This window comes from Pseudomonas sp. TE3644, assembly GCF_056278815.1.
Genome location: NZ_JBWBQF010000001.1, coordinates 2,836,059 through 2,862,654 on the forward strand (window position 1 = coordinate 2,836,059; position 26,596 = coordinate 2,862,654).

The 26,596-nt window shown below is 61.3% G+C and carries 23 protein-coding genes and 1 pseudogene; 9 read left to right on the forward strand and 15 right to left on the reverse strand.

From position 1 onward, the window contains the following. Window positions 1-46: 46 nt before the first annotated feature. Window positions 47-1,018, reverse strand: a complete 972-nt coding sequence (locus ACZ9GA_RS12510) for a universal stress protein (protein WP_457362379.1) — start codon at window positions 1,016-1,018, stop codon at window positions 47-49. After that, window positions 1,015-1,965, reverse strand: coding sequence for a universal stress protein (locus ACZ9GA_RS12515; RefSeq protein ID WP_457363739.1), 951 nt, complete (start codon window positions 1,963-1,965; stop codon window positions 1,015-1,017). The genes ACZ9GA_RS12510 and ACZ9GA_RS12515 overlap by 4 nt, the downstream gene beginning before the upstream one ends. Before the next feature lie 225 nt (window positions 1,966-2,190). Here ACZ9GA_RS12515 and ACZ9GA_RS12520 point away from each other — a divergent pair, with 225 nt between their 5' ends. Continuing rightward, window positions 2,191-2,754, forward strand: coding sequence for a GNAT family N-acetyltransferase (locus tag ACZ9GA_RS12520; RefSeq protein WP_457362378.1), 564 nt, complete (start codon window positions 2,191-2,193; stop codon window positions 2,752-2,754). A gap of 49 nt (window positions 2,755-2,803) precedes the next feature. Here ACZ9GA_RS12520 and ACZ9GA_RS12525 read toward each other — a convergent pair whose 3' ends face one another. The 7 genes from ACZ9GA_RS12525 to ACZ9GA_RS12555 all read right to left on the reverse strand — a co-directional run bounded on the left by ACZ9GA_RS12525 (window position 2,804) and on the right by ACZ9GA_RS12555 (window position 9,290). Continuing rightward, entirely contained in the window at window positions 2,804-5,161 is a 2,358-nt protein-coding gene (locus ACZ9GA_RS12525; RefSeq protein WP_457362377.1) for a phosphoketolase family protein, read from the reverse strand. 93 nt (window positions 5,162-5,254) lie between these two features. Further along, on the reverse strand, window positions 5,255-6,490 hold the full coding sequence (locus ACZ9GA_RS12530) for an MgtC/SapB family protein (RefSeq protein WP_457362376.1): 1,236 nt from the start codon (window positions 6,488-6,490) through the stop codon (window positions 5,255-5,257). Window positions 6,491-6,523: 33 nt separating this feature from the next. Beyond that, window positions 6,524-7,042, reverse strand: a complete 519-nt coding sequence (locus tag ACZ9GA_RS12535) for a GNAT family N-acetyltransferase (protein ID WP_457362375.1) — start codon at window positions 7,040-7,042, stop codon at window positions 6,524-6,526. Next, window positions 7,029-7,784 (reverse strand): helix-turn-helix domain-containing protein, encoded by a 756-nt coding sequence (locus ACZ9GA_RS12540; RefSeq protein WP_457362374.1) that lies wholly within the window; start codon window positions 7,782-7,784, stop codon window positions 7,029-7,031. Before ACZ9GA_RS12540 ends, ACZ9GA_RS12535 begins: the two co-directional genes overlap by 14 nt. Window position 7,785: 1 nt before the next feature. Beyond that, window positions 7,786-7,989, reverse strand: a complete 204-nt coding sequence (locus ACZ9GA_RS12545; protein ID WP_457362373.1) for a hypothetical protein — start codon at window positions 7,987-7,989, stop codon at window positions 7,786-7,788. Next, window positions 7,986-8,144: a hypothetical protein gene (locus tag ACZ9GA_RS12550; RefSeq protein WP_457362372.1), complete on the reverse strand. Its 159-nt coding sequence runs from the start codon at window positions 8,142-8,144 to the stop codon at window positions 7,986-7,988. Before ACZ9GA_RS12550 ends, ACZ9GA_RS12545 begins: the two co-directional genes overlap by 4 nt. A gap of 72 nt (window positions 8,145-8,216) precedes the next feature. Further along, entirely contained in the window at window positions 8,217-9,290 is a 1,074-nt protein-coding gene (locus ACZ9GA_RS12555) for an NAD(P)-dependent alcohol dehydrogenase (protein ID WP_457362371.1), read from the reverse strand. 222 nt (window positions 9,291-9,512) lie between these two features. Between ACZ9GA_RS12555 and ACZ9GA_RS12560 the strand changes: the two genes are divergently transcribed. Beyond that, window positions 9,513-10,433: a universal stress protein gene (locus ACZ9GA_RS12560; RefSeq protein WP_457362370.1), complete on the forward strand. Its 921-nt coding sequence runs from the start codon at window positions 9,513-9,515 to the stop codon at window positions 10,431-10,433. A gap of 16 nt (window positions 10,434-10,449) precedes the next feature. Here ACZ9GA_RS12560 and ACZ9GA_RS12565 read toward each other — a convergent pair whose 3' ends face one another. Continuing rightward, window positions 10,450-10,998 (reverse strand): cytochrome b, encoded by a 549-nt coding sequence (locus ACZ9GA_RS12565; RefSeq protein ID WP_457362369.1) that lies wholly within the window; start codon window positions 10,996-10,998, stop codon window positions 10,450-10,452. A gap of 155 nt (window positions 10,999-11,153) precedes the next feature. Between ACZ9GA_RS12565 and ACZ9GA_RS12570 the strand changes: the two genes are divergently transcribed. The 7 genes from ACZ9GA_RS12570 to ACZ9GA_RS12600 are packed head-to-tail and all read left to right on the forward strand — an operon-like array spanning window position 11,154 to window position 17,445. Beyond that, complete coding sequence (locus ACZ9GA_RS12570; protein WP_457362368.1) at window positions 11,154-11,831, forward strand: thermostable hemolysin; 678 nt, start codon at window positions 11,154-11,156, stop codon at window positions 11,829-11,831. Then, window positions 11,821-13,302 carry an AMP-binding protein gene (locus tag ACZ9GA_RS12575; RefSeq protein WP_457362367.1) on the forward strand — a complete coding sequence of 494 codons (1,482 nt, stop codon included), beginning with the start codon at window positions 11,821-11,823 and terminating at the stop codon, window positions 13,300-13,302. The genes ACZ9GA_RS12570 and ACZ9GA_RS12575 overlap by 11 nt, the downstream gene beginning before the upstream one ends. After that, a complete protein-coding gene (locus ACZ9GA_RS12580) occupies window positions 13,299-13,982 on the forward strand; it encodes a TenA family transcriptional regulator (protein WP_457362366.1) in 684 nt (227 codons plus the stop codon). Before ACZ9GA_RS12575 ends, ACZ9GA_RS12580 begins: the two co-directional genes overlap by 4 nt. Continuing rightward, on the forward strand, window positions 13,969-14,772 hold the full coding sequence (locus tag ACZ9GA_RS12585) for an SDR family oxidoreductase (protein ID WP_457362365.1): 804 nt from the start codon (window positions 13,969-13,971) through the stop codon (window positions 14,770-14,772). The genes ACZ9GA_RS12580 and ACZ9GA_RS12585 overlap by 14 nt, the downstream gene beginning before the upstream one ends. Beyond that, entirely contained in the window at window positions 14,769-15,413 is a 645-nt protein-coding gene (locus ACZ9GA_RS12590) for a tetratricopeptide repeat protein (RefSeq protein WP_457362364.1), read from the forward strand. The genes ACZ9GA_RS12585 and ACZ9GA_RS12590 overlap by 4 nt, the downstream gene beginning before the upstream one ends. An 11-nt stretch (window positions 15,414-15,424) precedes the next feature. Next, on the forward strand, window positions 15,425-16,087 hold the full coding sequence (locus ACZ9GA_RS12595) for a response regulator (RefSeq protein WP_457362363.1): 663 nt from the start codon (window positions 15,425-15,427) through the stop codon (window positions 16,085-16,087). Then, window positions 16,084-17,445, forward strand: coding sequence for an ATP-binding protein (locus tag ACZ9GA_RS12600; RefSeq protein WP_457362362.1), 1,362 nt, complete (start codon window positions 16,084-16,086; stop codon window positions 17,443-17,445). Before ACZ9GA_RS12595 ends, ACZ9GA_RS12600 begins: the two co-directional genes overlap by 4 nt. Before the next feature lie 305 nt (window positions 17,446-17,750). Here the strand turns inward: ACZ9GA_RS12600 and ACZ9GA_RS12605 are convergent, their stop codons facing one another. From ACZ9GA_RS12605 to ACZ9GA_RS12625, 5 genes and pseudogenes are all read right to left on the reverse strand, one after another. Then, a complete protein-coding gene (locus tag ACZ9GA_RS12605; protein WP_476227615.1) occupies window positions 17,751-18,629 on the reverse strand; it encodes a methyl-accepting chemotaxis protein in 879 nt (292 codons plus the stop codon). A 366-nt stretch (window positions 18,630-18,995) separates the two neighbouring features. After that, window positions 18,996-19,586 (reverse strand): annotated as a pseudogene (locus tag ACZ9GA_RS12610) (PAS domain-containing protein); the annotation flags it as partial. 90 nt (window positions 19,587-19,676) lie between these two features. Then, entirely contained in the window at window positions 19,677-20,057 is a 381-nt protein-coding gene (locus ACZ9GA_RS12615) for a hypothetical protein (protein ID WP_457363737.1), read from the reverse strand. 11 nt (window positions 20,058-20,068) lie between these two features. Continuing rightward, a complete protein-coding gene (locus ACZ9GA_RS12620) occupies window positions 20,069-24,151 on the reverse strand; it encodes a PAS domain-containing hybrid sensor histidine kinase/response regulator (RefSeq protein WP_457362361.1) in 4,083 nt (1,360 codons plus the stop codon). Window positions 24,152-24,190: 39 nt separating this feature from the next. Next, the gene (locus ACZ9GA_RS12625; protein ID WP_457362360.1) at window positions 24,191-25,882 is read right to left on the reverse strand and encodes a putative bifunctional diguanylate cyclase/phosphodiesterase; all 1,692 of its coding nucleotides are present in this window, start codon (window positions 25,880-25,882) and stop codon (window positions 24,191-24,193) included. Window positions 25,883-26,596: the final 714 nt, after the last annotated feature.

Below are 26,596 nucleotides of genomic sequence, written 5' to 3' on the forward strand. Positions count from 1 at the left end.
GTTCGCCCACCCTGGGCGGGGTGTGGAAAGGTTCGAGCATGTGTCGCTAGTCAGGGAACATCATCCCCACCAGTGAATCCAGCCGCTCGCGAATCGGTCGCCGCCGAGCGTCTGTCGCCGATTCATCATCCACCGGCCCGACCGCTAGCAAGCTGCACGCCGGATGACGGGCCAGTACCCGTTCGGAGGTGGTACCCAGCCAGGTCTCCAGGCGGTCATGAGCAGAACGCCCCAGCACCATCATGTCCCCGACCTGGGGCACCAGCTTGACCAAAGTGGGCACCGGCTTGCCTTCCAGCAAATGACAACGTCCAGCGGGCAGCCCATGGCGTTGCGCGGCTTGTGCCAGCTGTGTCTCGCACAGACGTCGCTGCCGGGACAGCAACTGCTGCCACGTCTGACCAGCACCCTCGACGGCCACCTGCATGGATGCAAGATCAAAGGCATGCACCAGGTGCACCTCGGCGTTGATGGGCTCGGCCAGCTGCATGGCCGCGTGGATGACCATCTCATCAAGTGAGTGGCCTTCTGCTGGCGGCACCAGGTCAAGTGCGGCGATCACTTTAATGGTCCCTTCGCCAGCCGTAGGCCCCAGCAATAACAAGGGTGGGCGACATTCGCGCAGTAACTGCCAGTCGGGTGGCGTGACCAAGGGCCAACCAAACGTGGAGCGATCCTCCTGCAACTTGACGACCAGATCCGGCTCCAGGCGCTGTTCAGTCGCCAGCAAAGTGTCAACGAACGATTCGCTCCATGGGTAGGTGCAGATCACGGAACCCGCGGCGGGCCAGTGCGCCAGCTTGTTCTGCAACCAGGTCTGCAGCTGCGCCAGGCAGCGGTTCTTCTCCTGGGTGCGGTAGCTTTCGCTGGTCCATGCGGAGAAGTCGATGGGTGCCGTCGGCACGCAGATATGCAGTACGGCCCCATGGGCGTGCGCAAGTCCGATGGCAAAATGCAGCACCCTGTCCACCGGTTTGTCCGGATCAATTACCACTAGCAGCCTGGAGTAACGGTTCATGATTGCACCTGTGCAACCATTGGAGGAATTACGGTGGGCGGCTCGTTGGCAAGTGCCATGAGGGGCGCAAGCTTGAGCACCAGCACGTTGCACCTCGGGTTTTCGAGCAGGCGCTGGGTGCTCGCTCCCACGTCGGAGCGTAGTAGGTGATGATTGGCAGAGCCGATGACCAACAGGTCGTAAGCGCTACGTCGCAGGTAATCAGCAATCATAAAGTCGGCTGCGCCCGTCAGAAAATGCTGACGCGGGCGAGCAAATCCGTACTGGGTCGCCAAGGCGTGAAACCGTTGTTCACCACCCTCGCGGCGGCTGGCGCGGGCGGCCGCCGAGCGCCAGGCACATGCCACCGTCGGATCGTAGACCGTGACCAGATCCACCGTGGCTGCCAAGTCACTCGCCAATTGGATCGCCTGCCTGATCACTTGGGCGTTTTCACTTTGCAATCCCTCCCCCTCCAGTTCCGCGTCTACAGCGACCAGCACTCGCTGAGGGGAAGCCGTTGGCAGACGATCCACATACAGCACCGGAACATGGCTAGTGGCAAGCAAGTCCCAATCCAATGAGGACATCATCAGGCGCTTGAGGTGCGGTTCGTCATTAAATCCCTTAATCACCAGATCGGCCTCCACCGTCTGTGCATAGGCAGCCATATTGACCGCAGACGGGGTTGCCCACAGCACCTCATAGTGCACATCCACGCCCTGCTCTCGCAGCAGCACGGCTTCACTGCTGAGCCACAGACGAAAGGAATCGAGCAAGCCTTGCCGGGCCTTGTCGCGCAGCGAGGCGTGGGCATGCCCCAGCAGGTCCACCAGGTGAGCGTGGACGAAAGCGACCATCTGCAACCGGGCTCTCAGCGCCTTGGCCCATTTACCGGCACAGCCAATGGTTGGGGAGTGCACCGCTTGCGGACCGGCAATCAACACCAGACGCTTCGGTCGGACCATCACTTCGCCCTCCTGCCCAGGGTCTTGGGTCGGCACCCCGCCGACCGCTGCTGAACAGTCTGCACGCCTAGCCCCGCTTTGATTTGATCTGCCTCAAGAATCGGCCGCGCTGCAGACGGCAGGTCTGATCCAGATCAGATTTTTCGGCGGACAATCGCGTAGAACATCTTGAGAGACTGGACCGATACCTGGACCGTCGCCGTCGCCCCTTGGGAGGACCACGCCATGCTCACCGTCAAGGAACACAACGACCGCGCGGCGGCTGTGTATACAGCCACCACCGGTAAACATTGGATCGAAGCGCTCAAGGATGGCCGCCACGTCCTGATACGCCCCCTGACCGCGAAGGACCGCGAACGTGAATACGCTTTCATCAAACGTCTATCGCCCGAGTCCCGCCACATGCGGTTCCTGGCGCAGATCAATGAGCCGAGCCTGGCCATGCTCAACCAACTGATGGACGTGGATGGCAAAGAGCGCGTGGCGTTCGTAGCCTTGGTGCACGAGAACGGGGAATTGATTGAAATAGGCGTCAGCCGCTACGCGGCTGCAAGCGAACACGCCTGTGAATGTGCGGTCACGGTTGCCGATCAATGGCAGCACCTGGGCGTGGGCACCTTGTTGATGGAGCACCTGATCCAGGCGGCCCGTCGCAATGGCTTTCGCACCATGAGCTCCCTGGATGCATCCAGCAATGCACCGATGCGTGATCTGGCGAAGTCGCTGGGCTTTTCCACGACACCAGATCCGCAAGACATGTCCCAAGTCATTCATCGACTGGCCCTGTGAGCCCCCCTGCCCGCACTGCGGCGCTTGCGCGCCGCAGCTTTGACTCCTTTCAATCACGCCAGCGCCATTGCACGATCTCCGGCAGATCCTCGCCCTGGGCCATGATGTGCAAATGGTGCCGCTCCAGGGCCGCCCAATACTGCTGGCGGGCCTCCTCGAGCCGGCCCTGCAACCGAGGTACCCGTTCGAAGACATCCAGCGACAATTGAAAACGGTCCAAGTGGTTGAGCACTAACATGTCGAAGGGCGTAGTGGTCGACCCCTCCTCCTGGAAGCCGCGCACATGAAAATGCTGAGGGTTATGGCGCTTGTACACCAGTCGATGAATCAGTGCAGGATAGCCATGGAAGGCGAAGATCACTGGCCGGTCGCTGGGGAAGAGGGCCTCGAAAGCATGATCGGATAGACCATGGGGGTGGATGCTGTCTGACTGCAGCACCATCAGGTCCACCACATTGACCACCCGCACGCGCAAGTCCGGTACCTGGCGGCGCAGGAGCGTCACCGCCGCCAATGTTTCCAGGGTCGGGACGTCGCCAGCGCAAGCTAGCACCACCTCTGGGTCCGCATCATCATGGCTGGCCCAGTCCCAACGCCCGATGCCAGCCTGGCAATGCACCGCCGCAGCTGCAGGAGTCAGCCATTGCCACTGGGGCTGCTTGCCGACCACAATAACGTTGATGTAACCACGGCTGCGCAGGCAATGGTCAGCCACCGATAACAGGCAGTTGGCATCGGGCGGCAGGTAGATACGCGCCACATCGGCACGCTTGTTGGCCACCAGGTCGATGAACCCCGGATCCTGATGGGAAAAGCCGTTGTGGTCCTGTTGCCACACATGGGAAGTCAGCAGGTAATTGAGCGAGGCAATTGGGGCGCGCCAGTGAACCTGGGCGGCCGTCTTCAACCATTTGGCATGCTGATTGACCATCGAGTCGACTATGTGGATGAAGGCCTCGTAGCACGACAACAGCCCATGGCGCCCTGTCAGCAAATATCCTTCCAGCCAGCCCTGGCAGAGGTGCTCACTGAGCACCTCCATGACCCGACCATCAGCCTCCAGGTTGGTATCTTCTGGCATACGCTCAGCCATCCAGGCCTTGCCAGTGGCTGCATAGACCGCATCCAGTCGGTTGGAGGCGGTTTCGTCCGGGCCAAACAGGCGGAAGTTACCCCGCTTATCGGCATTGGCCAGCACGTGGCGCAGGTAGCCACCCAGTACGCGCGTCGGCTCGGCGCGAACGCAGCCCGGCTCTGCCACCTCAACACCCAAGTCGAGGAAGGACGGCAGGTCCAGGGGCATCAGTAACAGACCACCGTTGGCATGGGCATTGGCGCTCATTCGACGCTGTCCGGTCGGAGCCAGCGCAACCAATGAGCCAATCAGCGCACCCTTGGCGTCGAACAGCTCATCAGGCTGATAGCTACCCAGCCAGTCCGTTAGCTGCTGGAAATGCAGCGGTTGGTGCAGGTCGGCCAACGGTACCTGATGGGCACGCCAGGTATCCTCGACCCGATGCCCCTCTACAAACCGCGGCCCTGTCCACCCCTTGGGCGTGCGTAGCACGATCATCGGCCAGATGGGCCGCCTCCCCTGCCAGCCTGGTTGACGCGCCCTTGCCTGGATGTCATGAATAACCTCCATGACTTGGTCCAACGCCTCGGCAAGGGCTTGGTGCACGACTAAAGGCTCGTCCCCTTCGACAAAATATGGCTCATACCCATAGCCGCGCAGCAAGGCAATCAATTCGTCCTTGCTGATACGCGCCAGGATCGTCGGATTGGCGATCTTGTAGCCGTTGAGATGCAGGATGGGCAACACTGCCCCATCGCGAGCCGGGTTGAGAAATTTGTTGGCGTGCCAACTGGCCGCCAGCGGCCCGGTTTCTGCCTCCCCGTCACCGATGACGCAGGTTACGAGCAGGTCAGGGTTGTCGAAAGCGGCGCCATACGCGTGGGCCAGGCAATACCCCAGTTCGCCGCCCTCATGAATGGACCCGGGAAATTGTGCCGACACGTGGCTGGACAGCCCATGGGGCCAGGAAAACTGCTTGAACAGGCGAGCTAGCCCGTTCAGGTTTTGCTCCAATGCTGGATCACGCTCAGTCAGGGTCCCTTCCAGGTACGCCTGGGCAGCAATGGCCGGGCCGCCGTGGCCAGGGCCAACCACCAGCATCATGTTCAGATCCAGCTGCACGATCACCCGGTTAAGGTGGGTATAAATCAGGTTCAGCCCCGGCGTTGTGCCCCAATGCCCGAGCAGCCTCGGCTTGACATGGGCCAGGGTCAGGGGCTGGCGCAGCAGTGGATTATCCCTGAGGTAGATTTGCCCCACCGCCAGGTAGTTGGCGGCGCGCCAGTAGGCGTCCAAGGCGTAGAGTTGCTCCGGGCTCAAGGGGGAGTGCATGGCGGGCTCCTGCTATGGGCAAAACAACGAACGGACCTACAGTGTGGACGCCACGCCCAGCGCGCGCTTGATCCAGGTCAAGCCGGTGCCGGCTTATAGCCACACCACCAGCCACATGGCGGCCACCAGCAGCAGTTGCCCAGGGATCAGGCAGGCCGCATAGTGATGCCCACCTGCGATCCAGGCCAGCATGCACTTGGTCACACTGTTGCTGGTGAGCGCCGCCAACACCAACAGTGACACCTGATCCGCCGCCAGCAACTGGCCACCGAACAGTGACGCAATCGAGACGATAGGGGCATGGGCATCCGCCAGCCCCCCCAGCAAGGCGCCCAACATCAGCCCCCGGCTACCCAGCAGGTCGAGCAAGGCGGCGCACATCAGGGTCACGCTTGTGATCACTGCGCTGATCATCAGAATTTTCTTCAGGTCGAAGACGCTGGCCTCGACCGCAGACTCGGTGGCAGCCACTCCCCGGTGCAAGAGCAACAGGCCTGCGGCGTATAAGGCGACGGTCACCAGCCCCGCCGCCAGCATCGGCGCCAGGCGCACCACCAGGGCCGGGCTGACCACACCCACGATCAGCCCCACCTGGACCAGCGTGGCCAGATTGGACAACAGGCCCGCAGCCCCCAGCTCTCGAACCCGGGCATCGTCGGCCCGTGCTTTGGTGCCCATGGCCGCCACCGTGGCGGCACTGGAGGCGAATCCAGCGGCAATGGCGCTGAGTGCATAGCCATAGCGAGCCCCCAACCCTCGCACGGTGAAATGCCCCAGGGCCGCAACCGCCATCAGCAGCACCACCAGCCTGCACAGGGTCTGCGGATTGAGCACCGCGTAAGGCCCCATGTAGCGATCCGGAGCCAGGGGTAACACCACCAGGGCTGCGGCCAACAGGATCAGGGAATCCCGTACTTCCTGATCGCTCAGTTCATCCCGAACAAAATGATGCAGCGGGTCACGGAACGCCAGCAACATCACCATCACCACAGCCAACCCGCTGGCCAGCGCAGGCGCGCTGTTGCACAGAGCCCCCAACAGCAAGATCGCTAACAAGGCGATTTCACTGGTCAAGCCAGGATCCTGACCATGCTGCCGGTAGTACGCCACCCCTGTCAGTCCCGCCACGCACAGCACAACGACCGCCAACAGCATGACGCCGCCCGTGCGCACGCTCACCTCGCCCAGTACGGCGGCCAGGGCAAATGTCCGTAGCCCTTGCGCGGCACGCTCCTTGCCCTGGCCCTTGTGACGTTCGCGTTCCATGCCCACCAACAAACCTAGACCGAGAGCGACCGCCGGGGCACTTATGTTGGCCAGGTCTTGCATGCGCTGCCCTCCCTCGCCTGCCCCGTAGTCAGGTCACAATTTCAGCTCATGAATAATTTCACTGAAATCCCCTTGGGGATAACGGCTGCTGAACCCCAGTCGCTTGAACAGGCGGTGAAGGCCGTAATGACTGCTTCGATCCACCGAGCACAGGGTGGTATAGCCTTGCTGACGGGCCGTCGTAATCAAATGCTGCATCAGCTGATGACCCAGCCCGCAGCGCTGCCATGGTTCGTCGACGATTACGGCGCAATGACAAACAGAGGCTTGCGGACCTGCCCACAATCGGGACTGCCCCACTTGTCGCAATTGCCCGTGCACATGCGCCAAAGCCACGAACCCGAACGCCTGCGTATCACCGGCGAACTGTGCGCTCACCAGGCTCCAATACCGACGGGCTTCGGCCGTCAAGCGGCTGAGCAAGTGCCGCTCCAACGCCACATCCTGCGCTGCCCATGGCCGAATCAGTACACAGCCAGCGGACAAGGATTGCACCCAGTACTCAGACTTGCGGGGGCCGGGGTCCAGTGCAAGGTGTTCAGGCAGCGTCATGGCGATCCCCCGTCACGCTGATTTCCAGCGCATGCAAATCCAGCAGATCGATGACCCGTCCGCGACAGCGCACCAACCCCGCCTGGCGCAACCGCGCGATGCTGCGGCACACCGTCTCCAGACGCAGCCCTAGGTAGGAGGCAATGTCCTCGCGAGACATGCGCAATATAAAGCCGTGGGCCGAGTAGCCGCGCTCGACCTGCCGCCGCGACAGGTCGAGCAGGAAGGCCGCCAGGCGCGCGTCGGCGCCCAGGCTGCCCATGGACAGCCGCAAATGGTGCTCCTTGCCGATCTCCCTGCTCAACAGGCAGTTGAGATGATGTTGCAGGCTGGGCACTTCGCGCCCCAAGCGCTCGACCTGACTGAAGGATAACGGACATACGTCGCTGTCCTCGATGGCCAGGGCAGTGCATAGGTGGCGGTTGCCACTGATAGCGTCCAGGCCGATAAGGTCCCCGGCCATCCAGAAACCAGTGACTTGCGCGCGCCCATCCTGGCTGACCAACGTCGTCTTGAACGAGCCCATGCGCACCGCGTACAGGCTACCCATCGGGTCGCCGGCGTGAAACAGGGCCTCACCCCTGAGTACTTTCAGGCGCGGCCCTACCACGTGGCCAAACAAGGCCCATTGCGCGGCCGTCAGGCCTACGGGCAGGCACAAGGCCTTGACGGCGCACTGCGCGCAGCGCCCCTGTTGACCTGGCGTGTTTTGATCAGTGAGGGTGAACGCAAGGTGGGTCATATCAGGCCTCTTGAAGGGCTTGGGAGTGGATGGTCCCAGCATTACTGCACCGTGTGCGCGGCCAGGGATGCGGTTCGGCGATGCGCCGGCGCAACGTGGCAACGAAGGCTTGTGCGTCCTGCAGGGTTCGGAAAGAGATGGCCAGGTCGTCCAGCAACACCGTGCAGGCGGCGCTGTCGATGGCGGGTCGCAGGGCGATGTTCATGGTCGACGGCCCAGCTCGGTGATTTGCAACTCACGGCGGGTGATGGCTTCCAGGTCATCGGCACCGCCCGTGCGGCGCCGTGCCGATATCCATTGCTGCACGCGACGCATCAGGCGCTGCAGCCGGACGTCCAGAGAGACGGTGGCAGGTGTCATGGCGCTTGCTCCTCGTGACAATTGAGTAACGAGGCGTCCTTGCCCAATGGGTTCCAGGCCTTGCGCGCAGGCTCAGGGAGTAATGGCCACCTTCATGACGCCATCGCGCTGGTGGCTGAACAGTTCGTAGGCGGCCTCGATGTCATCCAGCGCAAAGCGGTGGGTCACCATGGCCCGCAAGTCGATTTGGCCACTGGCGACCACGGCCAGCAGACGGCGCATGCGCTCTTTGCCGCCCGGGCACAAAGTGCTGATGATGCGGTAATCACCCAGGCCTGCGGCAAAGGCCCCAACGGGGATGCGCAGGTCTTGGGAGTACACCCCAAGGCTGGAAAGCGTGCCGCCGGGGCGCAGCACCCGCAGCGCCGACTCGAACGTGGCCTGGGTGCCCAGCGCTTCGATCGCCACGTCGGCGCCGCGCCCGTCGGTGATTGCCATGACCTGATCCACTACCTCGCCTTGGGCGAAGTCGACCACATGACTGGCACCCAGGCGCCGGGCCATGGCCAGGCGGGCCGGTACCGTGTCCACGCCAATGATGGTCGAAGCCCCCTGCAGCCGAGCCCCGGCCACCGCACACAGACCGATGGGGCCCAGGGCAAATACCACGACGGTGTCGCCGATGCGCACCTGTCCACGCTCGGCGCCGCTGAACCCCGTGGACAAAATGTCCGGGCACATCAGCACTTGCTCATCACTCAGGTGGTCGGGGATCACACACAAGTTGGCCATCGCGTCCGGTACTCGCAGGTACTCGGCCTGGCAGCCATCCAGTGTGTTGCCGAACTTCCAGCCACCTATGGCCTTGAAGCCGTGACGGGCCTGCACACCATCCTGGGCAGCGCAACCGCACAGGCACGCGAAACTGTGGCCGCTGGGGGTAATGGCACCCGCGATCACGCGCTGGCCTTCTTCAAAACCTTGCACCTGTGCGCCCAGTTTCTCTATCACTCCCACCGGCTCATGGCCTATGGTCAGACCGCGCTCGACGGGGTACTCGCCGCGCAGGATGTGCACGTCGGTACCACAAATCGTGGTGGTCGTGATACGGATCAGGGCGTCCAGGGGGCCGATCTGAGGAATGGGCTTTTGCGTCAGGACAATGCGGCCCTTCGCGACGAAGGTCGCTGCTCTCATGCTGGCCATGGCAGATGCTCGGTGGAGACATGACATCAGGGTGCGCCCACTTCCCGCGCCCGATATTGACCAAGATCAAGGATCCAGCTGCCAGGGCTGCCTGCCCCGTGCCGCCTGTCGGAGGCAGGGCGGTATCCTAGCGACATTGATCCTGGTCAAGCTTACGGCCCTTCTTCGGCGCAGGATTCAAACCGGTCGGAATAACCTGCCCACGCCTACCGGAGGTGCCCCATGAGCCCGATTCCACGGCTGCTGCTGATTGTCCAGCCCCTGATGCACAAGACCCCTGCCATGGAGCGCGCGGCCGCCCTCGCCCATGCACAGGGGGCCAGCCTGCATATCGTTGCATTTGATTATGTGGAAGGTCTGGCCACCGCCGGCCTGGTCAATGCCGAGGCGCTGGCGATGCTGCGCGAAGACTATGTGCAACGGCATCGGCACTGGCTGGAAGAGCAGGCCCAACCCTTGCGACACAGCGGCCTGACGGTCACCACTGAGGTGGTCTGGGTTGAGCATACCCTCAAGGAAATGCTGACGCACATCAGCGAGAGCCAGCCCGATCTGGTCATCAAGGACGTAGAGCACGACTCGCTGCTGATGCGCACCTTGTTCACCCCATTGGACATGCGACTGCTGCACGCCAGTCACGTGCCGCTGCACTTCGTGGCCAAGGATCGTCATCCGATGCCACGTCGCATTGCCGTGGCCGTGGATCTGATGGCTCCCGAGGATCAATATCCCGGCTTCAACGATCAACTGATCTACACCGCGCTCAAGCTTGGCCTGCAGTGCAAAGCTGAAGTTGAGCTGGTATATGCCTACGATCTGTCTGCGATCGATGCGCTGGAAGCCCAATACGCGTGGACCGCACTCGAAGCGGGTGGCACTCTGCCAAGCACCTTGCTTGAAAGCCAGACTGCAGAGTTCAATACCCTGGCAGAGCGCAATGGCATTGAGCGTATGCGCCATCATCTGCTGTACGGTAGCCCCACCAAGGCGTTGGCTCAGTTCGTCGAGACGCATGACATCGACATCCTCGTGGTGGGGCGGCGGCATCGGCGCCGCCGCATGCACCTGCTCGGCAGTACCACCGAGCGCCTGCTGTACCGAGTAGCGACGGGACTGTGGATCATCGAGCCACCAGTGGCCTAGGGAGGTGAACGGCCCCTTATCCGCGCTTGGGCCACATCCGGCGCAACGTGTTGTCGCCCAGCAGGTAATGATGAAAAAGCCCTGCGATCGCGTGCAGTCCGATCAGCCAGTAACCCAGACTGCCGATCCACTCATGCCAGTGCTTCAGCGGTCGGGCCCATTGCGGGTCCAGCACGATAGGGGCAGGCAACTGGAACCCAAAATAAGGGAACGGCTTGTCCCCGGCGGTCAGCATGCCCCAGGCCAGTAACGGTGTGAGGATCATCAAGCCATAGAGGGCCAGGTGCATAAGATGGGCGATCGCGGCTTGCAAGGCAGATGGCGCGGGGTTGATGGGGGGCCGAGGGTTGAGCAGGCGAACGCCCACTCGCACCCACACCAAGAGGAAAATCGCTGCGCCAAACAGTCCGTGCACACCCAGCAACTCCCCTTTGAGCTCGCTGCCGCGGGGGGCCAGGTCACGCAGTTGAATACAGGCGTAGACACCCACGAATAGCAGCGCCATCAGCCAGTGCAGGGCGATCGAGAGACGGGCGTACCGTTGGGGTACATGGTTTTGATTCATGGCGATAGGCCTCGCAGGGTTCAGGAGTCGCTACTGTGTCGCTCAAGGCTTAAGACAATCTGAAGCGCCGCGACCGTGATTGCGAATCACCACCTTCAGACTTCCTTAAGACAGCGTCGTGATACTGAGCCTGAACTTCGTCGGAGTCCCCGCCCATGACATCATCCGCCCAGCCCCCCTCCCTGCCGCTGCGCCTGTGCGTCGATGGCAAGCCCACCCTGGAGCTGATCAGGGCGCTGCCGCAAGATACGGCCCGGCCTGTCCTGGAGCAGTTCGTGCAACGACGCTTCCTGCAGACCCATGGTGCCCGAATCCAGACCTTCATGCCTGAACTGGTCGGGCTTGTCGATGAGCAGTCAGCCTTGCACGCGGTGGCCGGTCTGCGCTACGCGGATCAGGCGGCCCTGTTTCTGGAGCGGTATCTGGACGCGCCCATCGAGGACTGTCTGCAGGACGCAATTGGCATCACGGTGCCACGCAACCTGGTGATCGAAGTGGGTAATTTGGCGGCCGCCGACAGCGGCAGCGCTCGCCTGAGCATCATCACCATCACCTGGCTGCTGGCCGTACGCGGTCTGCACTGGGTGGTGTTTACCGGCGGCCAGGGCCTGGTCAACAGTTTCCATCGCCTGGGCCTGCGGCCCGTCACCCTGTGCGAGGCCGACCCGGCACGATTGGGCGACGAACGCCTGGACTGGGGGCAGTACTACCAGAGCCGCCCCCATGTGCACTACGGCGACATTCGTGCCGGCTTCCATCATCTACATCGCACCGGGCTATTCAAGCGCCTGGGCCTGCCCGACCCTCAGGAGTGCCATGGCCATGTCGCCTGAATTGATCCTGTTCGAACAACGCCTGCACCAGCACGCCTTGGAGCAACCACAAGCCATCGCCCTGTGGGGCGATGCCGAGCGTCTTGACTACGAGCACCTGTGGCGCCGTTTGCAAGCGTGTCGACAACAACTGCGCGATCAAGCTATACGCGTGCTCGCCCTGATGCTGGATAACGGTATCGAAGCCATGCTTTGGGACTTGGCCGCGTTGCTGGAACAAGTGCCGTGCCTGCCTCTGGCGCCGTTTTTTACCCCCACTCAAGTCGCCCATTGCCTGGTGGCGTGCCAGGCCGACCGCGTGATTGCCGCCCCCTGCCACGTCCAGACCCTGAGCGACGCCGGTTACCGCTTGGACTCTGATGGCTGGCACCGCGCGTTCGGCGCCAAGGGCATACTGCATGTAGGCACCGCCAAGATCACTTTCACCTCGGGGACCACCGGCACGCCCAAAGGGGTGTGCCTGAGTGCCGACAGCCTGCTGCGCGTCGCCCGCGAGTTGTATCAGGCCAGCGCCCCGCTCAACCCCCTTCACCATATAGCTATTCTGCCACTGGCGGTGCTGCTGGAAAACCTGGGAAGTTACGCGGCGCTGTACGCCGGTGCCACCCTGAGCCTGCCGGGCCAGGCAAACCTGGGCATGCTGGGGGCCAGTGGCGTACAAAGCGATCGGCTGCTGGGCTGCCTGACGCAACGTCAACCTCATAGCCTGATTCTGGTACCCCAGCTGTTGCAGTGGCTGGTGAGCGTGTGCGAATTGGGCCTGCTGCCCCCCCACTGGCTGCGTTTCGTGGCCGTGGGCGGCGCACGGGTATCCCCTGAACTGCTCAAGCGCTGTGAGCGCCTGGGTTTGCAGGTGTTCGAAGGCTATGGGCTGTCCGAATGCGCATCGGTGGTCAGCCTGAACGTACCGGGCGCACATCGACCGGGCAGCGTGGGCAAACCACTGCCGCATGTGCAGGTCCGACTGGCCGTGGACGGCGAAATCGAGGTCGCCGGCGCCTGTCTGCTGGGGTACCTGGGCGAGCCGGCGGTGAATCAGACATGGTTGGCTACGGGTGATCTCGGCGAACTGGACAGCGCGGGCTTTCTCACCATCAGGGGGCGCAAGAAACACCAATTCATTACCAGCTACGGCCGCAACGTGAATCCGGAATGGGTGGAGGCCGAGCTGACCCAAAGCGGTGTCGTTGGCCAAGCATTCGTTTATGGCGAAGCCATGCCCATCAACGTTGCGTTGCTGTGGCCCGCCATCCCGGCCTGTACCGATGAACAACTGGCACAGACCGTGACTCAAGCCAACGCGCGTTTGCCCGACTACGCCCGGATCACCCGCTGGGCCCGCCTGCCGCACCCCATGACCCTGGCCAACGGCCTGCTGACCGCCAATGGTCGGCCGCGCCGCGAAGCCCTGCTCACCTTGCATCGTGCACTGCTGACCACCCTTGCCACTGCCGAGGAACTGCCATCATGAGCTTTTTTGCCACCCTGCAAAACCAGACCCAGGCCGAACGCATCGCTCTGTTCGAGGTGCCCGTCATCCGCCGGGCACTGGCGGGGCAAGTGTCCCTGGAGAGTTATCGCGCCTTCCTCACCCAGGCCTATTACCATGTACGCCATACCGTCCCTCTGATGATGGCCTGCGGGGCGCGCCTGCCCACGCGCCTGGAGTGGCTGCGCAAGGCCGTATGCGACTACATCGAGGATGAGTACGGCCATGAACAGTGGGTGCTTGACGACATCGAAGCCTGCGGTGGCAACCGCAACGCCGTGACCCAAGGCCAACCGGACCTGCCCATCGAGCTGATGGTCAGCTACCTCTATGACCTCATCGCCCGGGGCAACCCCGTCGGGTTGTTCGGCATGGTCAATGTGCTGGAGGGCACCAGCATCGCCTTGGCCACCCACGCGGCCGAGTCGATCCAGACCCAACTGGCGCTGCCCGCGACGGCATTCACCTACCTCACCTCCCATGGAGCTCTGGATCTGGAGCACATGAAGACCTACCAAAGGCTGATGGATCGGCTGGACCTGCTGGCCGACCAAGAGGCTGTGGTGCACGCCTCCAAGGTGGTGTATCGCCTGTACGCCGGCATGTTCAGGGCCCTGCCCGGCGCGGACGATGCCTGTGAGGTGCCCCATGAATCTGCGTGAAGCCAAGGTAGTGCTCACCGGGGCCAGCGGTGGCATCGGGCTGGCCATCGCCCAGGCGCTGTGCAAGGCCGGAGCGCAGGTGTTGGCCGTCAGTCGTCATCCGACAGCCCTGGAGCCGTTAATGGCTTGCTACCCAGGTCAACTACAGTGGGTGTGCGCTGACCTGACCCTGGCTGCCGGTCGTCATCAGGTCATGGTCGCTGTCCGGCAGTACGGCGATATCAACCTGTTGATCAACGCCGCAGGGGTCAACCATTTCGCCATGCTCGAGCAATTGGATGACGACGAGATCCAAGCCCTGCTGGCCATCAACCTCGGCGCGCCTATCCAACTGACCCGGCTGCTGCTGCCTGTATTGCGCAAGGCCCCCGAGGCCATGGTGGTCAATGTCGGCTCCACGTATGGCTCGATTGGCTACCCTGGCTATGCTACCTACTGCGCCAGCAAATTCGCCCTGCGTGGGTTTTCCGAAGCCCTGCGACGCGAACTGGCTGACACCCGCATCGGCGTGCTTTACGTGGCCCCGCGCGCAACCCGCACGGCCATGAATAGCCAAGCCGCCCAGGCCCTCAACAATGCGCTGAAGTCGGGTGTGGACGATCCCCAGGTGGTTGCCGATGCCGTCGTTCACGCCATCACCGGCGATCGCCGTGACCTTTATCTGGGGTGGCCAGAGCGCCTGTTCGTGCGCCTCAACGGCTTGTTTCCCAGCCTGGTAGATCGCAGCCTGCGCAAACAGCTGCCGTTGATTCGCCACTTCAGCCACGCCCCCGGGAAAGACCAGCCATGAAACCCGCCCTACTGCCATTGCTCCTGTCCCTAGCGTGTATCCCCGCGTGGGCGCTGGAAGGCCAGGACCAACAACGTCTGACCCAGATCCAGAACGAATGGGCATCAATTCAATATCAGATGCCGGCCGATAAGCGTGGCGGCCAATTCGAGCAACTGCACATCCAGGCCACTCAGTTCACTCAGGACCGCCAGCAGATGGCCGAAGCGTGGATCTGGGCAGGCATCGTCGACAGCAGTTGGGCCGGCGCAACAGGAGGCCTGGGGGCGCTGGGCAAGGTCAAGGACGCACGAACGGATTTCGAGACCGCGCTGCGACTGGACCCCAAGGCCCTTCAGGGCTCGGCCTACACCAGCCTAGCCGCGCTGTACGACCGCGTCCCCGGCTGGCCAGTAGGCTTTGGCGATGCCGACAAGGCAGAATCTCTGCTCAAGCAAGCCTTGGCCCTTAACCCCGAAGGCATAGACACCTTGTACTTCTGGGGCGACCACCTGTACCGTCGAAAGCGCTACGCTGAAGCCAAACAAGCCTTGCTCAAGGCCTTGCAGGCGCCGCCACGGCCCGGCAGGGAAACGGCAGACGCCGGGCGGCGACAAGACATCGACGCGTTGCTCAAGGACGTCGAGGGCAAACTGAACTGAAGGAAGCGGCCATGCGCCTGTTACTGATCGAGGATAACCAGGCCCTGGGTGAGGGGATCAACCAGGCCCTGGGACGTGAGCACTACACGGTGGACTGGGTCAAGGATGGCAGCAGCGCCTTGCACGCCTTGCTCAGCGAGACATTCGACCTGGCCATTCTGGATCTGGGGCTACCGCGCCTGGATGGTCTGGAAGTGCTGCGTCGCCTGCGTCAAAGCGGCTCACTGCTCCCCGTCCTGGTGCTGACCGCGCGCGATGCCACCGAGGATCGCATCGCCGGCCTGGATGCCGGCGCCGACGACTACCTGGTAAAGCCTTTCGAACTGGAAGAACTCAAAGCACGCCTGCGTGCCCTGCTGCGCCGCAGCGCAGGACGCGCGCTGTCGCTGATCGAGCACCAGGGCATTTGCCTGAACCCCGGCACCCGGCAAGTGACCTACCAGGGCCAGGCAGTGGCCCTTACGCCCAAGGAATACTTGCTGCTACATGAGCTGCTGTCACCACCGGGTCGGGTCATGACCCGAGAACGCTTGGTGCAGTTGCTGTATGGTTGGAACGAGGAAGCCGAGAGCAATACCCTGGAGGTGCACATTCATCATCTGCGCAAGAAGTTCTCGACCGGATTGATCCGCACCATCCGTGGCGTCGGCTACCTGGTGCAAGAGCAACCATGAAGTCCATCCGCCAGCGTACGCTGTGGCTGATCCTATCCCTGCTGGTGGTGGGCATGCTGGTGCTAGGGCTGCTCAACTGGCATGACAGCAATCATGAAATCGCCGAAATTTACGATGCCCAACTGGCACAGAACGCACGCTTGCTCAAAGGCGTGATGAACATGCCGGTGCAGCAGCACGAGCCGCTCTGGGAGGCGTTCAATCGGGTACTGAACACGGCCAGCCCCCAGGTTGACGGGCACCCGTACGAAAGCAAGATGGCGTTCCAAGTGTGGAACCGCGACGGTACAGTACTGGTACATACCGCCAGCGCCCCTGGGCAGCCCACACCGCCAGCACAACCTGGCTTTGGCTACGTCACCGATACCCACGACAAGCAGTGGCGCTCCTTTGTGCTGTTGGACCCCACCACAGGCCTGTCAATCTGGGTAGGCGAGCGGCACGACGTGCGCAGCGACCTGGTCAACCGCATCCTGCGCAACACCCTGCTGCCCAACCTGCTGGGCGCTCTCGTGCTAGCGCTACTGGTATGGCTGGCGATCGGCTGGGGTCTCAAACCCTTGGCTGACTTGGCAGCCACCCTGCGAGCACGCGACCCGGACTCGCTGGAGCCATTGCACCTGACCCCGCTGCCAGTTGAACTGGAACCGATGCAGTCGGCGCTCAATCGCCTGCTGTCGCAGGTACAGGCTGTACTAGGCCGCGAGCGACGCTTCATCGCTGATGCAGCTCATGAAATGCGCACGCCATTGGCGGTGATGCGCGTGCATGCGCAGAATCTGCAACAACCGAGCACCGAGGCTGAACACGTACAGTCGCTGCACAACTTGATCACCGGCGTGGATCGTACATCACGGCTGGTGAACCAGTTGCTGACCATGGCTCGCCTAGAGCCACACGTTGCCCTGCCAGCCCTGGCCCCCCTGGACTTGCATGCGCTGCTGCAGGACATGCTGGCGCAGTTGGCGCCGTGGTTGATGAATCAAGGCTTGGATATAAGCCTAGAAGGCGAAGACAGCCCGCTGTTAGTACTCGGTGAACGTTCGTCCATCGAGATCGCGATCAACAACCTGATCACCAATGCCGCCACGTTCTCGCCGCCGGCAGGCGTGATCAGCGTACAACTGCAATCGTCGGGCGCTACCGTCGCGATCCATGTACTGGACCAGGGGCCGGGCATTGAGGAGGCAAACCGTGCGCGCCTGTTCGAGCGATTTTACAGTCAAGGCAATGCTCAGGGCGCAGGCCTTGGGCTGACAATCGTGCAAACCATTGCACAACGCTTGGGCGGCGAAGTGACGTTGTATAATCGGAGCGAAGGCGGACTGAACGCGACGCTAAAATTGCAACGTTATTGAAAGGTGTTGCCCCCACCCCCTGCCCAGCCGCTGATTAACTTTCACAACAGCGCGAACGCAACTCAATACATTTCTAATGAGTGATCCGCACGGATGCACTCTTCCCCCTATTGATATTGAGTCATGCAGCATAACGGAGCTTTATAATAGCCAGCCACCCCAAACGATTTGCCAACTACACGACCGTAACGCCCCCGATGATCATGGCGGTTGTACGGATTGATTGCGGTAAGAGGCGGACAGTTGGAAAGTAAACAGCTGTCCTACGTTCGTCCGCCCTACAGACCTGCCAGCGTCGTTGCCTTTCAACTGTTGAAACGCGACACCAAGGCTTTGAGCTCGTGGGCCGTACCCTCCAGCTCTGACCCCGTGTTGGCAGCACCCTGTGCAATCTCGGCGTTTGTATCCGAAACCTGAGCGATACGGGTGATTTGCGCGGAGATCTCCTCGGCGACATGGGCCTGCTCCTCCGACGCAGCCGCCATCTGCTGGCTCATTTGGTGAATACGTTCGACAGCACCGTTGATCCCGTCCAGCGCCTGCTGGGTACTGATCACCTGGTCGACACCGGTACGGGCTTCACCACTGCCCTGGCGAGCCACTTCGACCGCTTGGTTGGCCACGTCCTGCAAGGTCTGAATAATATGTTGGATGCTCTGGGTCGACTCCTGGGTCTTGGACGCCAACGCCCTGACTTCATCGGCCACCACTGCGAACCCGCGCCCCTGCTCTCCCGCTCGGGCAGCCTCGATAGCGGCGTTGAGCGCCAACAGGTTGGTCTGTTCAGCGATAGAGCGGATGATGTTCGCCGCCTGCTGGATGGACTGGGTTTCATGGGCGAGGCCGATCACCGATTGGCTGATGGCCTCCACGGTATCAGCCAACTTCTCGATCACCTGCCGGGTCTTGTGCGCTTCGTCGGACCCGGTTCGGGTCAACTCATTGACTTCGTCGGCGGCCTTCGCCGTCTGATTAATGTGCACTGCCACTTCGGCGATGGACGCCGCCATCTGATTCATCGCCGTGGCGGCCATGTCCGCCTCGTCGCGCTGCTTGCCCAGTGCCGCTTCCGATTGCTTGGACAGTACCTGGCTTCGAGTGGCGAGCGACGCCGATTGCACGGCGTAGTCATCCAGCCGGCTGAGCGCGGTTCTGATCTTCGCGCCCTCACTGATCAAGACCATCTGCAGTTGGGCCACACTGCCGCGTTCATCAGTGTAGGTTCGGGCAATCAGTTCGCTGTCAAAACTGCCTTGGGACACGGCGCTGATGCGCTTGAGCGTGCCTCGGGCGCGGGCATAGGCCAGGCCTTGCAGGCCGAAGACGCCCACCACCGCTACTACCGCGCCGGCAAGCGTACCGGCCCATTCGAACCCGGCGGCACTGGCCGCAGCCACCGTGGCCGGGGGCAGCAAGAACCTGGAGGCATCAAGCAGCCAATGGGATAACGGAGCACTGCTGCGGTTGCGCTGCAAGCGGGCGTATAGCGCCGAGGCACGCTGCACCTGTTCACGGTCGGGCTTGACCCGCACCGACTCGTAACCGGCGAGTTGCCCGTGGGAAAAAATGGGTGTGACGTAGGCGTTGACCCAGTAGTGATCGCCGTTGCTGCAGCGATTCTTGACTATCCCCATCCAGCTTTTACCTGTCTTGAGGTATGACCACATGTGGGCAAAGACCGCCTCGGGCATATCCGGATGACGCACGATATTGTGAGGGCTACCGATCAGCTGGTCACGGCTGAACCCGCTGACGGCGACGAATTCATCGTTGCAGTACGTCAGATTGCCGTTGGAGTCGGTGGCAGATATCAAACGTTGATGATCGGGAAAAACATGTTCGCGCTGCGTGACGGGGAGATTGGTTCTCATTAGCAAAACCTCGAGTGTCTTGTTGTTGTCGTTGGGCTTACCAGCCACGCACCCGCATCCTGCGAAGATTCGCCACGCCGATGACCACAAACTTATAAAGTGCTGACGCAACTTATGATTGACGGCCGAATGGCCAGTCAGCTTGGCATGATATCCAAACTTTAAATTGACGCCAAGTTTCTGCAATCGTTTTTTGTAGAATCCAAAGAGCTTTTCAAGCGGTGATTGACTTCGCTTAATAGTTAGCCAAGCACTTATAAGCCAACTCATTATTTATTTTTACTACGGCACTCTTCCCCTATTAATTTCACGCGAAGACTACTTAATTATTACTTTTTTTTGACGCGCAGGCTGAGAGCTTCACGCCTGTAGTAGGTCTTGCACAATCCCAGCAGCGGCTTTGAAGTCCAGTGATAGCAAGTGGTCGTTCAATTGCGTCCATATTGGGACGGCGCAAGGCAACTGATAATCGCGCAGGGCCTCGATCATCGTTACTCCGCGCAGGTTATTGCTTTGCAGCAGCGGCAGGATGGCTTCCAAGTGTTGCTTGAACGCCGCCTCGGTCAAATGGTCGCGCGCAGGTTCCGACCGATCAGGCTCGGTCAGCACTGCCAATTGTTCGACGCTGGCGCTCATCAATTGCGATAACTCGCTGAGGCAGTCCGCGGGCAAAAGTTCCGGCAGTTCGCTGGCTGGCCCTTGGCGGACGCGCTGCTCCAATTCACCGGCCCTTTGGCTCAGCGAGCAGGCCCCTAAATTGCCAGCCGAACCCTTGAGGCTATGGAGTGCCCTCTCGGCCCCCCATGGTCACCTCCTTCCACTGCGTGGCGCAAGTCCATCAGCAGTGCCTGGGTTTGCGTCCCGAATCGCGCAGCCAGTGATGCCAGTAAGCGTCGATTACCGCCAAAACGGGCCAGTAGCACGGGTAAGGGTTCCAGCGTACCGCTTGACGTTGGCGCAATCACGGCCGGGTTATATATTGGCCCATGGGCCAACGGACGCAACGTAGCGATCACCGTCGCCAGATCAATCGGCTTGGCCAGGTGCGCATTCATGCCGACAGCCAGTGAAGCCTTGCGATCATCGGCTGAAGCATTGGCGGTCATGGCGATGATGGGCAATGACGCAAAACGCGGGTCGGCGCGCAGGCGCCGGGTGGCCTCAAAGCCATCGATATCGGGCATTTGAATGTCCATCAGCACGGCATCCACCTGCAAGCCCTCCACGGTTAGGCGTGCCACGCCTTCAAGACCTCCGTTGGCCAGGTAGACCCGGGCCCCCTCCTGCCCCAGCAACTCGCTCGCCACTTCACGGTTGAGGGCATTGTCCTCCACCACCAGTACACGCACACCGTCCAGCGCCTGAATACGGGCCATGGATTCGGGCGGCGTGGATGTCGCGTCCCAGGCAGGCGCCACGGCTTTACGCACCACCTGCGCGAGCTGAAGCGGGGTCACCGGCTTGCTCAGCAGCGCTAGGAACGGTGCTCGCTCACCCGCTTCCAACTGCCCCAGTGCCTCTTGAGGATAGGCGGTCACCATGATCACGGCTGGCGCCGCACACGATTCGCAGGCTTCCAGCAACCCGCGGGCCGCCGTCACGCCATCCATCTCGGGCATGCTCCAGTCCATCAGCACCGCATCGTAACCGGCGCCACGGACCTGCTGGTCACGCACCTGCGCCAGCGCCTCTCGACCGCTGCTGACAGCATCCACCTGCCAGCCCAGGCCGTGAATCATGCGGGTCAGAATTTGCCGGGCCACGTCGTTGTCATCCACCACCAGTACACGCAAGACGCGGTTTGAGGTGCGCGCGTGGTTGCCCGTTGAAAATGCGTTGTCGAGTTCCAGATCAATCTCGAACCAAAAGCAACTGCCCTGGCCCAGCTCGCTATGCACCTGCAATTCGCCGCCCATCAAGGAGACCAGCCGCCTGCAGATAGCCAATCCGAGGCCAGTGCCGCCGTAACGGCGTGTGGTTGACGCCTGGGCCTGAATAAAGCCTTCGAAGATATGCTCCAGGTGCTGCGGGCTGATGCCGATGCCGGTGTCCTGCACTTCGAACCTCAGCCGCAAGGCGTCTGCATGAACAGCCAAGGGGGCAATACGCACCACCACCTGGCCGCGCTCGGTGAATTTCAACGCGTTGCCGGCCAGATTGATCAGCACCTGCTGCAGCCGCAGGCTGTCGCCCTTCAAGTGCAACGACATCTGGGGATCGATTTCAAAAAGGATCTGCACCTCCTTGTTGGCCTGGTTGCCCGCCAGGACAATCGCCAGCTCCCGCAGCAATTGGTCCAGATCGAAACCGTGCACCTCCAACTGCAGCTTGCCGGCTTCGATCTTGGAATAGTCGAGTATGTCGTTGAGCAGGCTGAGCAACGAGCGCGCCGCCGTACGGGCGTTGGCCACATACCCGGCTTGGCGCCCGTCCAGCCCTGCCCGATCCAGCAACTGCAACATGCCCAACACGGCATTCAAGGGCGTACGAATCTCATGGCTCATGTTGGCCAGGAACGAGGATTTGGCCGCACTGGCCGCATCTGCCTTTTCTTTGGCATCCAGCAGCCGCGCCTGTAATTGACGCTGGGCCGTGATGTCCAGGTTGATGCCGGTCACCCGGACCGGCTTGCCCTCACGGTCGCGCGCCAAATGCGCGCCTGACTGGATGATGCGCTCCCGGCCATCCGCTGCCAGTACCCTGAAGGTCTGATCCTGCACGCTTTCACCGCGAATGATCGCCATCAGTCGACGGCTGGCTTCACGACGATCATCGGGGTGCACTTTTTCCAGCCAATGCTCGTAGGTTAGGCCGGTATCACGCAAGCGTTTGGGCTGATCGTAGAACTCGAACATTCGGTCGTTCCACTGCAGCTCGTTACGCTCGATGTCCCACGACCAGATGCCCAACTGAGCCACCTCAGCAGCCATCAGTAAATGATCGCGAGCCGCCGTGAGCTCCTGTTGCGCAGCCTGGGCGCTGGTGATGTCGACCGCGATCCCCAGATACCCCGTCAGGTCACCCTCCTCGTCCCGAATTTCCGTCACCATCAGCGTGACCGGGAAACGGCTGCCATCCTGGCGCACGAAGGTCCACTGGCGGGTGCTGGCGCCATCGGTGCGGCATTGACGCACCAGGGTATCGAAATCGTCATCAGTTGCACGCGCGCCCGCTAACTTATCGTGCGCAGCCTGCTGTTCCAGTTCCTCGGGCACGTGGAACATTTTGGGTGTGCACAAACCCACCACCTGGCCTGCGGTGTAGCCCAGCATTCGCTCGGCTCCGGCGTTGAAAACTCGGATCAGGCCGTCGCTGCCGGTGACGATGATCGCTACCTCGGTAGCCGCCCGGAGAACACTGGTCAGCATCAGGTTGGTGCTGCGCAATTGCCTGGTTCGCTCGGCAATAGCTACCTCCAGGCCGGCGTTAAGCTCAAGGATACGGGCCTCGGCCTGCTTCTGCCTGGTGATGTCACGCACGGTCTTCGACGCGCCCGTGACCTCGCCGCCAGGCCCCAGGATCGGCGAGACATTGACCGACACGTCCACGCTCGTACCGTCCTTGCGACGCCGCACTGTGTCGAAGTTGGAAATGTATTCGCCCTTTCGAATCTTGCGCAGGATGCGCTGCTCTTCCACGATCCGTGACGGTTCAATGATTAAAGTATCCAGGCGTTTGCCGACCGCTTCTTCGGCACTATAGCCGAAAATACCCTCGGCCCCTTTGTTCCAACTGGTGACGACACCGTTGAGGTCTTTACTGATGATACCGTCGGTCGAACTTTCGACGATGGCCCCCAGACGCAGTTGCATTTGCATCAGGCGTCTTCTGCGGATTGAGCTCATGCTCAGCAAGTAACCCCAGCCACACAGGGCCAGCGTAAACAGCGAGCCGCCCAGGAATACCATGAAAGGCGCCGGCAATTGCAGAGCTGCCTCGAAGCCGGGGCCCGTGACCATGTCGAATTGCCACTGGCGCCCGTAGACGTATGCATCTTCAATACGCTGACGACGTCCACGCTCATCCGGGACCTTGCCTGCACTGAAGAAGTCAACCGCCTGGCCCGCGTCTGTGACGTCACGGATCCGCAGCTGACTGCCGGAGGGAACCACCACCCCCCCGAGTACCTCATCCATGATTAACGAAGTGAACGACCAGCCCACTAGGGATTGCTCGCGCATGACGCTATCGGTCGGCGTTGAAGCCTCACGATAGATGGGCAAGAACAACAAGGCCGCAGGGGATGACACCCCTTGGTTGAGCCGCAATGCCACCGGCGCAGTCATTGCTGGCTGCCCTGTGCGCATGGCGGTCTGGGCCGCAGCTCGGCGCTGGGGTTCCGAAGCGATGTCCATGCCCATCCCACTGGCATTGAGCTCCAAGGGCTCGACATACTGGATTACATAACGTTCGCCAGCGTGAGGCTCGAATTGCCGCAGGTTGAAATCTATCGCTAGCTCGGCTTTGGTCTTGGCCTGGAATTGAGCCAACTGGGCTTCAGGTACGCGACGGATGAACCCAAAACCATGGGCGCCTACAAACTCCGACTCTGAATCGCGCCCCTGCAGATAGCGCAGAAACAGCGTGTGATCGAACTCTTGCTCACCGGCTACCATAACCGCGCCGCGTACACCGCGCAGGCCGTACTGGTAGTAACTCATTCGCTCCAGCACATAACGCTGTGCCATCTGCGAGGCATCCTGCAGCGCATTATTGACCTGACGTTCGTTTCGAGCGTTGACTAAGGCGCAGGCGAACCCGGTCAAGGTCAAGCCTATGGCCAAAATCAAGCCTACCTGGATCCACACTTCTTGTAATTGCTGCTTAAATTTCAAAGGGATGCCCTCTGGTCCTCCCGCCCGCGCGGTCGCAGGTCAGCGAGCAGTGACGACAGCAGGCGGCGTATTCAAATACTCAGTGATCTGTGGCTGCGACTGCGGCCGACAATAGTAGAAGCCTTGCATCACTTCGCAACCTCGCGCCAACAAGGCCTGGACATGGTCTCGGGACTCGACGCCTTCAGCAACCAACTGCAAATTCAGGGCATGAGCCAGTTGGATGATCGTTTCGACGATCGCTAGATCGCGTGGGTGGTCCAGCATCTGGCGAACAAAGCTCTGGTCGATCTTCAGTATGTCCAGTGGGAACCGCTTCAGATAAGCCAGACTCGAGTACCCGGTGCCGAAATCATCGACCGAAACTTTCAACCCCAGCGCCCGAATGCGCTCCAGAACAAGGCAGGTTTCGTCGACGGCACTGGCCAGCACACCCTCGGTGATTTCCAACTCCACGTAGCGAGGCGAAACGCCGCTGCGAGCAATCCCGGCATGGATCATGGCTTCGAAACCGGGATGGTGAAACTGCGCGGGGGAGATATTCACACTGACACAGATGCGGTGCCCGCGCTCATGCCATTGCCTCAGTGCGTCGCACGCACTGTTGAAGACATAAGCGCCCAAGGGCACGATCAAGCCACAGGCCTCTGCCAAGGGAATGAATCGATCCGGGGTGATCATTGAGCCATCGGCCAGCGGCCAACGCACCAGAGCCTCGAGCCCGACCACACAGTGGCGGACCGCATCGACCTTGGCCTGGTAGTACACACTCAGCTGCTGGCCCTCCAGCGCATCGCGCAGGTCCCGTTCCAATTGGTGGCGAGCGCGGACACTGTCATTGATGGCGGCATTGAAGAAGCGATAATGCCCCCCTCCGGCCAAGCGAGCCTGGTAGAGCGCAGCATCGGCGTGCTCATGCAGCGACTCCACGTCGTGGCTGTCTTGGGGGTAGACACTGATACCGACGTTGGCCACCAGATCGTAGCGTACCCCGGCGATCATTATCGGCTCGCCGATAGCCGCCAGGATCGCCTGCGCACAATGACCCAATTCGTCGGCATCTTGGCATGACGTGCCCAGCAGCACGAAGCGCTGGCCGCCTGCGCGACTGACCGTATCACCGGGGCGGCAACTACGCCTCAAGCGCTGGGCGGTCTGCTGCAGTAGCACATCGCCCACCCCATGCCCCTCAGAGTCGTTGAGCGCCTTGAAGTTTTCCAGGTCTACAGACAGGAAGCCGACCAGGCAACCTCGCTGGCGGGCATGGTCTAAAGCCTGCGCAGCACGGTTGAGCAACAGTGTCCGGTTGGGCAATTGCGTCAGCGGGTCGTAATAAGCCAGCTGACGCATTGCTCTGCCGTGCTTGAGGCTGGCCTCAATGCGCGCGCGTGCCACAGGCAAGTTGATGGGTTTGTGCAGAAAGTCCGCCCCACCTAGCTTCAGCCCACGCAGCTCGTGCTCTATCTGCTGATGGGCGGTGACGAAAATGACAGCGGCGTGTGCCAGTCGTGGATCAGTCTTGATCTGCTCGCACACCGAATAGCCATCCATCATCGGCATCTCGACGTCGAGCAGCACGACATCGGGACGATATTCCCGAGCAAGCTTTAAGGCAGTGGCGCCATCTCTGGCAACGTGTACGTCCCCAATTCCCTCTAACGCCTGCCCAAGTACGCGAAGATCACTGACCTGATCGTCCACAATCAAAACAATGGGTTGATCGAGCTTCATGCTTTCCTCCCAGATACGTCCGTGCACCCAAACAGATTAGACCAGCAAAAAAGGCCAGGAGGACATGATTCGGCTCAATCCATTCTGAGGCTTAACGAAAAAAATATTGGCGTGGGCCAATGCAGTATCACAGTGATATCACCTATGGGTCAAACGCCAGAAACAACAAAGCCCGGTCGTTTCCGAACCGGGCTAAGTCATTGAAAAATATGTTCAGGACGGAGTGATTCGAACACTCGGCCCCTAGGGATTCTCCGATCAAGTCAGCACAGGCCGTCTAACCTGTGCTGAAATAGGCCTCCGTCCAACTGCCCTCTACAAGCCCGCCATCCCATAGTTGATTCAGACATACCGTCACACACTTTATTGCCTGCCGCAGCGCCCCCCCATTTCAATCATCTGCTCCTATCCTAGGTGCACGCCATGGTGTCCACCCGGCCACACAGGCGCTGGATAGCAGAAGGGTGTCATGCGTCAACGAGGCTCATGCTTCACCGCGTGGGAGGATCGCAGGCTCTATGCCGTGGTTCACGCGGAAAGCCTAGACGACGGTACCGAGATTGATGTCAGGGCCAGGATTGCGCGCAGCGGCGCGACGGAAATGTTCTTGAGTGTCGATGAAGGAGACGGACGAATGCTTGCCGAATAAAGCTATGCCGACTTGCCTGGCGCCTCCATCGGCAAGGCCTTGGCGATGGGGGCACAACGTGCCCG

Bases quoted from the DNA above. Each gene is read 5' to 3' on its own strand.
- ACZ9GA_RS12510 (WP_457362379.1), bottom strand. From the start codon at position 1,018: ATGAACCGTTACTCCAGGCTGCTAGTGGTAATTGATCCGGACAAACCG.
- ACZ9GA_RS12515 (WP_457363739.1), bottom strand. From the start codon at position 1,965: ATGGTCCGACCGAAGCGTCTGGTGTTGATTGCCGGTCCGCAAGCGGTG.
- ACZ9GA_RS12520 (WP_457362378.1), top strand. From the start codon at position 2,191: ATGCTCACCGTCAAGGAACACAACGACCGCGCGGCGGCTGTGTATACA.
- ACZ9GA_RS12525 (WP_457362377.1), bottom strand. From the start codon at position 5,161: ATGCACTCCCCCTTGAGCCCGGAGCAACTCTACGCCTTGGACGCCTAC.
- ACZ9GA_RS12530 (WP_457362376.1), bottom strand. From the start codon at position 6,490: ATGCAAGACCTGGCCAACATAAGTGCCCCGGCGGTCGCTCTCGGTCTA.
- ACZ9GA_RS12535 (WP_457362375.1), bottom strand. From the start codon at position 7,042: ATGACGCTGCCTGAACACCTTGCACTGGACCCCGGCCCCCGCAAGTCT.
- ACZ9GA_RS12540 (WP_457362374.1), bottom strand. From the start codon at position 7,784: ATGACCCACCTTGCGTTCACCCTCACTGATCAAAACACGCCAGGTCAA.
- ACZ9GA_RS12545 (WP_457362373.1), bottom strand. From the start codon at position 7,989: ATGAACATCGCCCTGCGACCCGCCATCGACAGCGCCGCCTGCACGGTG.
- ACZ9GA_RS12550 (WP_457362372.1), bottom strand. From the start codon at position 8,144: ATGACACCTGCCACCGTCTCTCTGGACGTCCGGCTGCAGCGCCTGATG.
- ACZ9GA_RS12555 (WP_457362371.1), bottom strand. From the start codon at position 9,290: ATGGCCAGCATGAGAGCAGCGACCTTCGTCGCGAAGGGCCGCATTGTC.
- ACZ9GA_RS12560 (WP_457362370.1), top strand. From the start codon at position 9,513: ATGAGCCCGATTCCACGGCTGCTGCTGATTGTCCAGCCCCTGATGCAC.
- ACZ9GA_RS12565 (WP_457362369.1), bottom strand. From the start codon at position 10,998: ATGAATCAAAACCATGTACCCCAACGGTACGCCCGTCTCTCGATCGCC.
- ACZ9GA_RS12570 (WP_457362368.1), top strand. From the start codon at position 11,154: ATGACATCATCCGCCCAGCCCCCCTCCCTGCCGCTGCGCCTGTGCGTC.
- ACZ9GA_RS12575 (WP_457362367.1), top strand. From the start codon at position 11,821: ATGTCGCCTGAATTGATCCTGTTCGAACAACGCCTGCACCAGCACGCC.
- ACZ9GA_RS12580 (WP_457362366.1), top strand. From the start codon at position 13,299: ATGAGCTTTTTTGCCACCCTGCAAAACCAGACCCAGGCCGAACGCATC.
- ACZ9GA_RS12585 (WP_457362365.1), top strand. From the start codon at position 13,969: ATGAATCTGCGTGAAGCCAAGGTAGTGCTCACCGGGGCCAGCGGTGGC.
- ACZ9GA_RS12590 (WP_457362364.1), top strand. From the start codon at position 14,769: ATGAAACCCGCCCTACTGCCATTGCTCCTGTCCCTAGCGTGTATCCCC.
- ACZ9GA_RS12595 (WP_457362363.1), top strand. From the start codon at position 15,425: ATGCGCCTGTTACTGATCGAGGATAACCAGGCCCTGGGTGAGGGGATC.
- ACZ9GA_RS12600 (WP_457362362.1), top strand. From the start codon at position 16,084: ATGAAGTCCATCCGCCAGCGTACGCTGTGGCTGATCCTATCCCTGCTG.
- ACZ9GA_RS12605 (WP_476227615.1), bottom strand. From the start codon at position 18,629: ATGGTCTTGATCAGTGAGGGCGCGAAGATCAGAACCGCGCTCAGCCGG.
- ACZ9GA_RS12625 (WP_457362360.1), bottom strand. From the start codon at position 25,882: ATGAAGCTCGATCAACCCATTGTTTTGATTGTGGACGATCAGGTCAGT.